This is a genomic window from Mucilaginibacter sp., from assembly GCF_028288225.1.
Taxonomy (GTDB): domain Bacteria; phylum Bacteroidota; class Bacteroidia; order Sphingobacteriales; family Sphingobacteriaceae; genus Mucilaginibacter.
Genome location: NZ_JAQBOC010000017.1, coordinates 164,805 through 178,470, shown reverse-complemented (window position 1 = coordinate 178,470; position 13,666 = coordinate 164,805). Strand labels below are relative to the sequence as shown.

Here is a 13,666-nt window from a genome sequence, read left to right as displayed (position 1 = left end):
TATATATCGAAATTAATCGATATCTTATTTATGCCTTTGCCTTCCTTTGACATTAAAGTGATAAAACGTATTAAGATACCAGGGTAGCGATGCGTCGTTGCTTGCAAAAAAGCCTGCCAACCCCTTAAAGGCGGGCAGGTCTCATAGTATTTCCCGGTTACCGGTTAATCCTCCTGAAAAAAAGGATAGTCGAGATAGCCAATTTCGTTACCGCCATAGAATGTTTCACGGTCATAAGGGTTAAGCGGAAGCCCGTGCCTGTAACGATAAGGCAGATCGGGATTTGCGATAAAGTGACGGCCGAAAGCGACCAGGTCGGCATGACCCTTCTTAATGATCGCAGCAGCACCGTCACGGTCAAAACCACCGGCTGCGATGATCCTGCCTTTAAAGATCTTCCGCAAATGTATTGACGCTACAGGTTCAATACCTTCTTTTTCCATGTAGCTACCTACAACACGCGGTTCAATGACATGCAGGTAGGCTAATCCGAATTTATTAAGCTGTTCAGTCACATAAGAGAACAACGCTAACGGATCGGAATCACTCATATCATTAAACCTCCCGCTTGGGCTCAATCTTACTGCTACTCTGTTCCCGCTCCAGTTATTCACCATTTCCTCAACTACCTCCAAAAGGAACCGCGAACGATTTTCAATACTGCCGCCATAGCTATCAGTACGCTTATTCGATCCGTTCTGTAAAAACTGGTCAACAAGATAGCCGTTCGCACCGTGTAACTCCACCCCGTCAAATCCTGCCGCCCTTGCTCTTGCGGTTGCCTTGCCGAACTCTTTTACGGTCTCTTTGATCTCATCGACCTCTAACATGCGGTTCAGCGTGGTCGCTTCCCAGCCGTTAGGCGTCCCGGCAACGTTTTGGTGCGGTACCACCGATGGCCCAAGTGGTAAACCATCATCAGGCTGGAGGCTTGAATGTGAAACCCGTCCCGCATGATAGAGTTGTAAAAATATCAGGCTTCCCTTGGCATGTACTGCTTCAACGAGCGTTTTCCAGCCGGTTTCCTGTTCGTCAGTAAAAATTCCGGGAGAGTTGAAGTAACCATTTCCCCTAGAAGAGACCTGTGTTGCCTCCGCAATCAAAAAGCCGCCGGGAGTTGACCGCTGGACATAATATTTCACCATCAGGTCGTTCGGTACACTTCCGGATACGGTACGCATGCGGGTAAGCGGCGCGAGCACAACACGGTGCGATATGTTTAAGGGGCCAACAGAGATCGGTGAAAATAACCCCGGATCATTGATCTGTTCATCTGTTGCAATTTGTGATTCCATTTTTTTAATTCTTATAATATGTTGCATTTGGCTTTTATGACCGCCAGCAATTTTAAATAATTAAATCTATATAACTAAATATTTCGATAAGTAAATCAATAACTTACTTTTCTGTGACTTTTTGTACACAACAGCGGCGAAATAACATCGTGTATCAACACACTTGATTCCACAATACAACATATAGGGTATTTCAGGCAGGCTACTGAGTCATTAGAAGCCGAAAGGTCACATGGCTACGGCGAAAGCTGCCGTAGAAAGGCGCGGAGAAATTCGTCTTGGCGTTAGATTTGAACGCACGGTGTGGCCGCGCGATATTATTTGTCTTTAAAGTCGCTTAAATAGGAAACATAGTTGCCGATGACCTCCTGACTAATTTTGTAACGTGCATGGCGGCCATCCTTCTCCGCATGCAACAGTTCAGCATTAACCAGTTGACTGAGATGGTGTGAAATGGTTGACTGGGCCAAATTGAACATCTGCGTGATCGCCTGACATAGCAACCAGTCGTTTTCCTCCTTAACAGCCTGCATTGATCCTGATACGGTAAGGATCACCCAGGGTTTTGGATATTTTTTCTACCTTTTTGCTATCTAAGTTCGTATTCATATATGCAAAAGTATCGATTTTATGCCAAAATTTCGAATATGAATATAAGTCTAATCTCATTTTTTGTTAAAAGGCAATATCATAGCGATATATCCGGGTCGGGGTATAGCGGCCGACGCTGCCATTAATATCCTCGGCAAACCCGTCCAGGGATATTGTTAAACCTAAAATAACTTTCCCATATCTGTCTGCTTAAAACGGTAAGTAAAAATAAATAAACAGCTAGCGAAATACAAAGCCAAAAACACACACAAATCCGTATGCGCGTTTGAGAAATCTTATTATTTAACAGGAGTGAACCGGATCATCAATAGCAGTAATTGATAAAATCATCCGGACGGTTTCCGTGCAGTAACTATTACCCGGGAAGTCTCAATGGCTAAAAGGGGGGCGATTCCCGGGAAAAAATCGCTCCATCAAAAATTTAATATCAATTTCGCTACTAAGCGATTTTTTAATACTTTCGCCGCCCTTTAAATTTTTACTGTTTTATTTCACTTGGCATGAAGAAGTTTTTATACGGAATTGATTTTGGAACGACCAACTCGGCCCTCGCTATTTACGACGAAGAAACGAAAGAAATACATAGCACCATTATTATTCCTTCGCTCATATATTTCTATCATCAGCCGGGTGCGGGAGGTGCCCAAAATTATGTTGTGGGCGAAGAGGCGATCACGGCCTACCTTAATGATGACATGAAAGGGCGTTTTATCAAGTCTGTTAAACAAATATTATCAAGGAGCAGTTTCACAGAAACCCGCATCCAAAATAAGAAGTATAATGCTTCCCATCTTGTGGCTATCATTTTAAAGGAGCTGAAAGATCGTGCAGATCAATTGATTGGGCAAGAGTGCCGAAAAGCAGTGATTGGCAGACCTGTTTTTTTCGATGACGACAATGTGCAAAAAGATACGTTAGCCCAAACCCGACTGAATAAAGCGGCAGAAATCGCCGGCTTTATGGACGTCCGGTTTCAATTTGAGCCTATCGGAGCGGCCTTCGCCTATGAAAAAACTCTCGTAAAAAAAGAAAATGTATTGGTGGCCGACCTCGGCGGAGGCACCACAGATTTTACTTATTTAGTGCTTGATCCTGAAAGAGTTGGGAGTAAATACCGGAAGAATGACATGATGGCCAATGGTGGGATTTATGTAGGTGGAGATAGCTTCGATTCCGCTTTTATGTGGGAGAAAGGCACGCCCTATTTTGGCAAGAACACCCAATATGAAGCTACTCCAGGCAAGGTACTAACCGTGCCAAAATCGCTTTTTGCGAACATTTGCTCCTGGGAGCAAATGAATTTCTTTAATGGTCTGCGCATTCAAAAAGACATAGAAGATTACTATTATTTTTCGGGCAAAGACCCGCAGTTTAAAAATCTAATCACGCTTATTGAAAATAATTTGGGCTATTCGGTATTTCAATGTATCGAAAAAACAAAAATTACGCTTACAAATGCGGATACTTCAATATTTAGCTATCACAAAATGGATATCAATATTGATGAGGAAATACGCTTGCCGGATTATGAACAGATTATCGCAAAAGACGTGGATCGAATTGCAAATTACCTGGATGAGTTTATGTTGCAAAAAGGTATAGATCCAAAAAATATAGATAGTCTTTTTTTAACTGGCGGTACTTCGATGGTGGGTAGTATTCAAAAACTCTTTAAAAACAGATTTCCTCATGTTAACCTAAATTCGGGAGATAACTTCAAAAGTGTGGCCAAAGGTTTAGCATACAGTGGTTACCTGTTCGGGGACTAACAATAATTTAGCAAGCAAGAATCTTTTTCTATTTCAACTATCAAACTTATAGCTGAATGGTTCAATCATTTCAGCAGGGTATTTAAATAACTTGAAGAACTTACACCAAACTGTCTCTGGAAATCATGGGAGAAGTTTGTTGGAAGACTGTACCCCTACCATCAAGCAAAAAGCCGCTCTACTTTCGTAAAGCGGCTTCGTAGCCAGTGGGGGGGAATCCCGAACTCTTTTATTTTATAGATGATTTGGAGCGTTTGCCGGGTTAATTAATTCTCTTTGATTCCTTAATCAAAAGTTATAACACTGCGCTTGCTAAAAATGAATTTCTTCAGCCCTGCCTATTGCCTTTTTTAGCAGTAATAGCGCTTTATTGTTAAACATTCGTTAATCCGGGCGGAAGTTCAGCTGCTTACAGGTTCAAGCTTTCTATCTTCTTTACATATTCTATTGGTATGTCCTTTGGATTCACCTCAATAGCAATGATCACAGGGCCATCTTTAAACGCGAAGGCTTCTTCAAGTGTTTGGTAAAACTTTTCGGTATCTGCCACCCTGAAACCTTTTCCTCCTCCAAAAATTTCCGGAAACAGCTCATACTTCCAGCGGTTCAAGCTATTAAAACCGATAGATGGTGCGGCAGGGTCTGTGTAAAACTTTTTATCCAGCAGAAACTGCTCTATGCCATATAATCCGTTGTCGATAACAGCTATGATGGATGGTATTTTATATTTTACCATAGTAGAGAACGTTTGGGCTATCATTTGAAAGCCGCCATCACCGCTTACAATTAACGGCCTTTTACCGGTCGCTAGGTGCGCACCGATGCTGGCCGGTGTTCCCTGGCCTATGGAGAGCCATACAGGATTGGCCAAAAACATATGTGTCGAGGGCATCTCCAAATCTGAGGCAGGATAACTGCTTAAACAGGTATCGGCTACCATCAGCATCTGGTCTCCCTTATCGCTCAGAAATTTATTGATGGATTTAAAAACAGTGTCATGGGTCGGCCTTTCAGATGGCTTTCTCAGTAGTTTTTGGGTTTCAAGGGCTGCGGAATTATTGGCTTTTAATAGCGCCACTTTTTTGTGCGATAATATCCCTTCTAAAAATTCTTTTAGCGCTACATTTTCAAATTCAGCCGACGCTATCCTGGTTTTTCCATAAGATACATCAACCATGTTTTTATACTGGGTACTTACCAACGAAGCGTGGTCTATCCCAAAAATACAACCAAGAGCTATCAAACAGTCAGAACCTTCCGCATATCTGCGTGGGGGTTTGTCTACCAGGTCGCTGTCGTAAGTGCCGATAAACAGTTCATGGGCCTCATCGATCACCGATTTGGACAGCAGTGTTGTACAAAACGGTATATTCAATTGTTCAACAACAGACAACGCAAGGTCAGCAAGACCTCTTCTGCATATTTCTGATCCTAACAGGATTACCGGTTCCTTGGCAGCTGAAAGCCTATTATAAAATTCGTTAATAAGGGCTTGGTTTACTGGCACTTCTTCATGGATATCTTCCTCCTCCTCAACTGTAATTTCGGTGTTCCAAAGGTTGTTAGCAACTTCAAGGTAAACTGGTCCGGGAGTCTGGGCCGCTTTTTTAAACAGGCCGGATATGAGCGATTGAGCCGTGGACATATCGCTCAGTATCTCGGCGGCTACAGTTACATTTTTATAAATTTCCAGGTCGGCATGCCTTTTACCGGTTGAGTGAGAAAACAGGATGCCGTAATTGTCCTGGTCCCTTTGTTCCTTTGCTGTGGGTCCTCCGTTTAACACGATCATCGGAACCTTCTCTGTATAAGCGCTGGCAATTGCGTTTATCATGCTCAGGTTGCCTACTCCGTAAGAAACACAAACAGCGGACATTGGCGCAAACCGGCCGTAGCCATCAGCAATGTACCCCGCTTCCAGTTCATTTACAGTAACCAGGTATTTCATGTCCGGGTCGTTGTCAACCGCAAAATAAATTCCGGCGCAGGAAGTGCCGGGAACACCAAAAATGTGATTGCAGCCGTGTTTTTTTAGGCAATGCAGAATGTATTGTGCTATGGTCATGGTCTATAAGGCTTAGGAGTGGTTAACGATATGTGTGCAAGCGTCTATGGTCGATTCGAGCGAGCCTTGTATCCAGGAATGCGTCAATGAGCAGTGTTCGCCGGCAAGCAATACCTTGCCGTCGGGCGTCTTCAGTTCCTTGTATAAAAATTGGTGCTCGCCGGGATTAAAGAATGCGAACGCCCCCGAACTCCAGGGATGTGTGGTCCAGCTCCAGCGTTTAATATTTATGATGTCCTCATCCTGCACGTAGGGATGAACTTTTCTTAGTTCCTTTAACACGAACCCTTTTAACGCTTCTTCGGGAAGAGCGTCTACGCGCCTGGCCTGTTGCCCCCAGGTGTATGAGGCAAGGAGGAACGATGGTGAAGCAGATACTTTCGGATCGCGTTTAACGCTATTGTCCGACGGGTACCAGGTGTGGCCGGCAGGTCCGTCATAGATCGTTCCACCTCCGAATATCTCATCTTTCAGCTCCCAAAAGCGGTTGCGCGTTTTTACAACTATTTTGGTAGATGAATCATAATTCACTCTCCTGATCGCCCTGATTTTTTGCGGTGAAAGCGCTCCGCTCACATCCATTTTAGATACAAGGCCAAGAGGGGCGGTGCAAATCACCCAGTCGCCTGTAACCTTAACCTCCTTGTTTGATTTGTCCCTGTAATATACGTCGGCTGTGTGTTCGCCCTGGTGTATCCTGAATACTTTTGCTGATATAACCGTTTCATCCCTAAGATGCGCGTAAACGGCAGCGGCAAGGCTGTCAGTTCCCTGTTCTAATTCAGCAAAATCCGTCGGGTCCCATGTGGCATCCATTTCTTCGCGTATATGCTCGGCCAACGACGTTTGTAAATAGGTTTCTAATCCAAAATGGGTCAGCACGTACTCTGTTGCCTCTTCGGTAAGCCCGGCTTTTTTAAAGGCTTCATACAAACTACTGCGGTCCAGCTGCTTTATCTTTTCGGTAACCGGCTGAATGCTGAAAATGTCTGCCCGTTCTTCCCTGGTAAAATCCCCGATGATAGAAAGAACAGCTTGCTGCCATAGGTCCATTAAGTTCTTACCTTTTTCGGCATCCGAAAGGTTAAAAAGTAATTTGGAAGCTTGTATACCTGCATCGGTGCGCTGAAAGCGTCGGCCGCGGATAAATGTGAATGTTTTTTTACTATCCTGCACAAAGGGCCTCAATTTCAAACCGCACTCGTCTATGTAAAGCCGGGTAAGTGTATGGCTTTTAGGGATACGCATTGCACCAAGTTCGGCATGAATATCCCCATCTCTCCACGTTCTCAGCCTTCCGCCAATGTGATCGTCCTGTGCTTCCAGTATTTGTACATCATAGCCGAGTTTTTTTAACTCTGATCCTGCGCTTAAGCCGGCAATTCCGGCACCAATAATAATCACCTTTTTTCCCGCCTCAACTTTCGAACTTCTTAGTTCTTTCAATTTTTCGATATACTCATCTCCCCTGAGTTTGGCAGGATCCTCGATTGAAGACTTAAAAAGTAACGGGGCTGGCTTAAAGCGATAAAATCTCATAAAGTGTGGTTCATGGTTAAAATGTAAGCACCAAACCTTGACAGTTCCGGGTGAGTTTCACTGGCTTTGCCGAATGGCTTTACAGTGAAAAGGATATTTGAAAAGGCTCGGTATGATTTTTTAAAGATGATGAAAAAAGACAGGTTATCAAAATAATTATGGGAGAAAGGTGAATCCCGGACATTATTGCGCGTTAAGCGTAACATAATTCTTCAGTTCGATGATTTGGTCGCTGTATTTGATAGATACCGAAACTGCGGGTTCGCCCTCAGAAACAGGTACAACATTTCATATCTCCAGCCCGTTGTTTGAGATCATCTCCGAAAAGGTTTTATCAAAAAAAAGCTTGTTTCCATGCGGAAAAAGGCTGCAGAGCAAAACGCTAATTGTGTTTTCACAATGCAGTTATAACTTTACAAAAGCTGTTTTACCAACCAGGCTGTTATCGGTTTTGTTTAATACCTGTATGAAATAAGTCCCGGGATTTAACTGGCTTACGTCAGTTTGCCAGGAAGGTATCATTGAGGTAGATTCTTTTATTAAAGCACCTGTATTGTTCACTATAATGATCTTAAAAAGTGGTTTGTCGCTTGTTTGGTTTATAGTTAAATTAATCTTTCCGGATGTAGGGTTAGGATATACCGAGACATTGTTGATAAAAATACCATGGTTACCTGGGTTAGTATAAATCAGCGTAATTATATTTGAGTATGTGATGGTACCGTTCAGATCTTCGATCTTCAAACGATACTTATAAATCCCTATTGGTGGCACTTTATCCAAAATGCTATAATTCCCACCCTCATCAGAGGCGTAGCCGCCCACAACCGCGAAAGTTTTGCCTTCATCGTTGCTTCTTTCAACAGTAAAGTTAGTATAGTTCTGCTCATTTTCGGTTTTCCATATTACCTGTACACCGTTAGATGCTTTAGTTGCTGTAAAATTTAACAAATGGATGCCTAATGCCCGGTTTTGGCGTATTACCAGCTTAAAGCGGTTGCTTCTATAGGAATTAGTGTCTTTTAAATCGATATTAAAATTATAAGTTGGATTGGCACGGAAGTCTAATGAATCTTTTTTGTAATGATCCATTAGCCAAACCTCATAAATTTTGGGAATATTATTCAGGGCAGTTCTTTCAAAAGAATATTGGCCGCTTTTTATCGCAGTCACATTTAACTTAATGGTTTGCTTTTGCAAAGGTAATACATTGATAGACAGGCGAATATTATCATTTGACAGGCTTGATAAACCTTCAGCGGCGCCCGAACCGGGTAAATATTTAGCATCTTCTTTACCGTTATAATTTGCTGATGCGGCTGAATTAAATCCAATTATTATATCACTATAATTTAAAGTATCAGTTATAAGCTTCAACCGGAGTATTTGCTGGGCCGTAGCCTGCCCTGCAGGTTTGCCCATTAATAAATTGACGCCTGTGTTTTGGGAGGCTGCAGATTTAGCGGTTTCTGTAAATTGTAATGTAGAAGATCCCGAATTGCTTGCATGCACAAAAAAACCCTGGCCGCTTACAATAATTCTGCTGGCTTTCCCTACTCCTAAATGCAGGGATGCCGAGTATGCTTCGAACTGCTGGTTTACAGGGTTAAATTCATATATGGATGCATCAATATTGCTGGTAATAATACCTCCGGGACTGCTACCATAGGTAGAAGTTTCCCAGTCTATTGAGCTTGGATATGGGTTACCTACCATACTATATCTTGTCCCTATGCCTGATAAACCGGCTGCTGGTGTAAACCAATCATTTACAGTTATATTGCCTTGATTTAAAGTGCCCGTTGAAGTTAAAGTTACATTTTCGGGCGCGATAAGAGGGTAAGCGGTTTTTGTCGTCCAATTGGTGGCATTGCCTCTGAAAAAGAAGAACACACCGTTGCCTACAGGGATGCTATAAGTGCCGCCATCACTTGCACCTATAGTGCCCAATGTAGTTGAGTTTGTGATATTAGTAATGCCAATATAATTTCCGCTGGTAAAGGAAGCATTGCTTGGGGCCAGGTCCTCGCGGTATAAATAAATGGACGGGTTGCCGGCCGGAGTGCTGCCACCAGTGCAACCCGTAATGAATGAATTTGTAGTACTATTTGCTAATGTGGTTTGGCCCGCGGTATTGCCTACAATATAATTGAGGCCATAAACATTATTGCCGTTAACCGTTGTGCCTATATTTACCGGAGAAGATATAATACGATAACCACGTTCTACATAACGGCCGCCAAGGTAAGTGCTACTGCCCTGAAAATAACGCTGTACGTTAACTTTTCCGATAATAGAACCTGTAGTTATCTGGCTAACTGTTGCAGATCCTGCAGCGTTTGATTGTAAGGTAACTAAATTAACTATTGAAGAGGAATTAGTGATGGTTAACGTCCCTGCACCAGTAATATTTACCACAGCAGCAGGAACAAGGTTTATGGCTCCGGTTCCTTGCCCAATAAAATTTGGTGTAGCATTGTTATTAATTGTAAGGATGTTATTAATAGTAAATATTGCCCCGGTTTGAACAGTTAAAGTACCCGCGTTAGCGCCAAATGTTACATAATAAGCAGGTACAGACGTATTTGTTAATATTGCAGGTTCGGCACCTGTATAATTAACAACACCAATGCTGGCAAGGTCCGTTACGACGGGAACGCGGTTAGCACTCCAATTTTGCTTTGTATTCCAATCACTGCTTTTGCTTCCTGTCCAGTAATTATCTACAACACAGGCAATGCTTACAACGGTACTGCTACTACCGGATCCATTGGAAGCGGTTATGGTATAAATGGTTGCAGTCGACTTTATTGAAGGCGTACCAGAAATGATACCTGTGGATGTGGAAAAACTGAGCCCGGCCGGCAACGTTGCACTTATGGAATAACCCGTGGGCGTTCCTCCAGTGTGGATAGGAGACAAACTTATAGCTGTGCCTATTGTAAAAACATTTATTGGTGGATTGTAACTGATAGCAGGCACCGATAAATTTGGAGGACATGATAATGTTACTGTCGTACTATTGTTTCCGCTGGCGTTATATGCGGTAATAGTATAAGTAGTAGCTGCAAATGGAGTTGTTGGTGTTCCGGTAAAAATACCTGTGGTACTGCTAAAGCTTAACCCCGGCGGTAAAGGTGCACTTAAATAATATCCGCCTAAAGGCGGATATTTAGTTACAGTACCATCGGTGTAATCTGATACATACAGGTTGCCTTTACTATCTGTAACAAGGCCTTCGGGATCAGTAAGGCCGGCTATGGATGTTAAAAGAGTACCGGCAGTATTGTAAACATTTACACTATTTGTTCCAGTATCCCCAGTATATACATCGCCCGCGCCATTGATAGAAATTCCTAAAGCATTACTTAACCCTGTAATTATTGTTGACTGGTAAATACCGCTTGAATTAAATTTGGAAACATTATTGTTTGTGTTATCCAATACATAAATATTACCTGAGCCATCAACGGCCACACCTACGGGATTAGCTATATATGCACTATTTAGGGAAAAAGAGAGTGCCCCGCTGGTGTTAAATTCTGATACAGTGTTGCTGCCGTTATTATAGCTGCCTTGCGCAACATAAAGGTTTGCAGCATCTAGTGCAATTCCATTGGCGGTGCCCATACCCTGGATAATTGTTGATCCATATACGCCGGACGAATTATATTGAGAAATATAGGCATTACCATGATAATTACCAAGACCATTATTTGTCCTGTTGTAGTTCAAAATATATGCGTTTCCGGATTGGTCAAATGTAATGCCTTGTGGGTTTGCTATTGCAGTGGTTCCAAAAGTATTAAGGTATGTACCGGATGAATTATATACGCTTACCGTATTATTGCCATAATTGGTAACATAAATATTGCCTGACGGATCAATGCCCATACCATAAGGATTACTTAAAGCGGCTCCGGTAAGTGAAGCACCCGTCCCAAACGCTACGGCTGCTACTGCTCCACCGGAATTGGTAGGCGATAAGGCAGGAATAGCCGTGCCTGGTGTATAGACGTTAGTAGACGGGGTGTACGAAATGTTGGGCGCCTGTGCAAATATATACTTACTCAACAGCGTAAAACCAAACGTAAACAAAACAAAATAAAACAGTAATCGTGTTTTCATATTTTATGTCTATAAGATCATTCTAACAAATCCTAACCTCTTGTTTTTGTGGTTCTGTTACTACGCTGGCATTTTATGTTACAATCACAAGATCTCTTTCAAGGGGAAAACCTGTTATAATTAATAAGGAACAAATGCCTGCCGTATATGAATTTTTCTATTGGTCTCGTAATCAAGGATTATTTTGCGTGATTTTATAGATCAAATTTATCTATTTGATAATCAGTTTAATATGGGTTTTTGTGATTGGATTTAAATTGTAAAAAGATAACACCAGCTATACATAACATGTATAATTGCCATAAGTAAGTTTACACAACTGTAAAAATTGGTTCTTTACCACTGAGTTGATCTGACTTTAATAAAAAATCCGGGATCGGTTAATTTAAGAATCAAATTCAAGCCACATGATTCTTAATGATAAAATGAAAAGTTTATTAAAACCCTTTTATACCCGGTTTTATTTATGGGTAAGAGGAACGAATGATGAGAAATGTTATTACAGTCACAATCGTACTGAAATTGAAGTGCGGGTTTCTAATGATATGACACAAGGTTTTGGCCCTGAGCAATTTTTATTAAAAAGGCTATTAAGGGAACTCTTAAAAGTGAGATCAGCTATTATGGGTAAAGGCAGGCAGCCGTTGCAGGAACCTACAACCATTATGGCCAAACTATTTATCCATTATGGAATATATAAGGCTGGTGTAAAAATATACACCAGCCCATAGGTAAAAAATAACGACTATAAGAAACTATTGATTTAAACCAAAAGCTTCCCATCCTGATGCTGTAGTCCTGGTGCAGGTCATAGCCTGTGTGCCGTTCTCACTTGAGATGAATTTGCCGTTATTGCCCCTTAGGGTAACTTTTCCGTCAGTTGTTGTTATCCAGTCAAATTTTTCCCAATCGCTAAAGGTGGTACGGTTACAGGTGATAGCCTGGGTGCCGTTTTCTGACGATACATATTTACCCATGCTGCGCAATGCAATTTTACCACCACCAGCATCAACAACAGTAAATGTTTCCCATGCTGATGCAGTTGCACGGTTACAATTCATGGCTATGGTGCCATTCTCGCCGCTTACGTATTTACTGTTGAATCCTTTTAAAGTAATGGTTTGCCCGATAGGAGGGGTTGTAGTACCGCCACCGGCATGATTAACTATAACCTGGTGAATAACTGACAGCAATGAATTAGCGCCGGTGGCATCGCCTGCTAGTTCCCATGCCATCATACCGCCAATTCCCCTGTCAAAAGCCAGGTTAGTTTTGCTGGTTATAGTAGGTATACCGTTGTAGCCAATGGTTTGAAAAGTGTCGGAATTAGGACTGCCTCCCTGTGATAATATCACATTATAATTAACGGTTGAATAATCGTACCTGTTATCGCGCCCATAAAATGGCACACCTAAAATAGTTTTCTCCACAGGCAGGCCACGGCCGCTCCAGTAATTTAAACAATCCACTGCTGATTGGTAAGTGGAGTGCTGAAAGTTATTGTCATCATAATCCATTATATTAAGCCAGTCGAGCGTGGTAAACATGCCGCTTGTAATATAGGTAGCGCCGGTTGAAATAACAGCTATGGTACATAGCTTACCGTTATTATGCATGGCTGTGGCCAGTTGCTGCATTAAAAGCAAAAAGTTATTGGCTTCGGTACCAGCTGATGGGAATTCCCAGTCAACATCAACACCATCCGCATTATATTGGTTTACAAAACCCACCATGTTGTTAACAAAAGCAGTGCGATAACCTGAGTTGGCTACTATAGTGTGAAAAGCATCACCACCGCCACCGCCGCCAACGGAAATCATCACCTTAACATTATTATTATGCGCTGTAGTTACCAGGCTGGTGAATTTAGAGAGATTGTCGAGTGGGTTCAAGCCCCCGCTGGTTGTTGGCGTAAGAAATGCATAGTTAATGTGAGTTAGCTTGCTATACTGGATACTGTTTACATCACCCTCCCAACTTGGCAGATATCCAATAACTTTAAAAGTAGCAGATGTTACTACAAGTGAATTTTGTTTGTTTTTTGAAGATAAATCCGCGGATGTTGGGGTAAAATCTGCTTTATTCTCCTTACGACAGGATGATAAGGCAAAAAATACAGCCAATACGCAGGTGAGCAGGTAAGAGTTGAATTTTGTTTTCATAAAATAATAATTAAAGGTTAATAATATATGTTAGTTATTGGTTAATCTTTAGTCAATTGAAAACAACCTGGTAAATAGGTATAATGGGTAATTGTG

The 13,666-nt window shown here is 42.0% G+C and carries 8 protein-coding genes; 2 read left to right on the top strand and 6 right to left on the bottom strand.

Annotation, left to right across the window (positions count from 1 at the left end; translation table 11 throughout):
• Window positions 1–164 precede the first annotated feature (164 nt).
• A complete protein-coding gene (locus tag JWQ54_RS05150) occupies window positions 165–1,295 on the bottom strand; it encodes an alkene reductase (RefSeq protein WP_299581215.1) in 1,131 nt (376 codons plus the stop codon).
• Window positions 1,296–1,612: 317 nt separating this feature from the next.
• Window positions 1,613–1,828 (bottom strand): helix-turn-helix transcriptional regulator, encoded by a 216-nt coding sequence (locus JWQ54_RS05145; protein ID WP_299581212.1) that lies wholly within the window; start codon window positions 1,826–1,828, stop codon window positions 1,613–1,615.
• Between the two features lie 579 nt (window positions 1,829–2,407).
• Here JWQ54_RS05145 and JWQ54_RS05140 point away from each other — a divergent pair.
• Complete coding sequence (locus JWQ54_RS05140; protein ID WP_299581209.1) at window positions 2,408–3,676, top strand: Hsp70 family protein; 1,269 nt, start codon at window positions 2,408–2,410, stop codon at window positions 3,674–3,676.
• Window positions 3,677–4,085: 409 nt separating this feature from the next.
• Here the strand turns inward: JWQ54_RS05140 and JWQ54_RS05135 are convergent, their stop codons facing one another.
• From JWQ54_RS05135 to JWQ54_RS05125, 3 genes are all read right to left on the bottom strand, one after another.
• Complete coding sequence (locus JWQ54_RS05135) at window positions 4,086–5,741, bottom strand: thiamine pyrophosphate-binding protein (RefSeq protein ID WP_299581206.1); 1,656 nt, start codon at window positions 5,739–5,741, stop codon at window positions 4,086–4,088.
• Window positions 5,742–5,753: 12 nt separating this feature from the next.
• Window positions 5,754–7,280 (bottom strand): FAD-dependent oxidoreductase, encoded by a 1,527-nt coding sequence (locus JWQ54_RS05130; RefSeq protein WP_299581203.1) that lies wholly within the window; start codon window positions 7,278–7,280, stop codon window positions 5,754–5,756.
• A gap of 405 nt (window positions 7,281–7,685) precedes the next feature.
• The gene (locus JWQ54_RS05125; protein WP_299581200.1) at window positions 7,686–11,408 is read right to left on the bottom strand and encodes a putative Ig domain-containing protein; all 3,723 of its coding nucleotides are present in this window, start codon (window positions 11,406–11,408) and stop codon (window positions 7,686–7,688) included.
• 425 nt (window positions 11,409–11,833) lie between these two features.
• Between JWQ54_RS05125 and JWQ54_RS05120 the strand changes: the two genes are divergently transcribed.
• Window positions 11,834–12,139 carry a hypothetical protein gene (locus JWQ54_RS05120; RefSeq protein ID WP_299581197.1) on the top strand — a complete coding sequence of 102 codons (306 nt, stop codon included), beginning with the start codon at window positions 11,834–11,836 and terminating at the stop codon, window positions 12,137–12,139.
• A 24-nt stretch (window positions 12,140–12,163) separates the two neighbouring features.
• Here JWQ54_RS05120 and JWQ54_RS05115 read toward each other — a convergent pair whose 3' ends face one another.
• Window positions 12,164–13,570: a glycosyl hydrolase family 18 protein gene (locus JWQ54_RS05115; protein WP_299581194.1), complete on the bottom strand. Its 1,407-nt coding sequence runs from the start codon at window positions 13,568–13,570 to the stop codon at window positions 12,164–12,166.
• Between the last annotated feature and the right edge of the window lie 96 nt (window positions 13,571–13,666).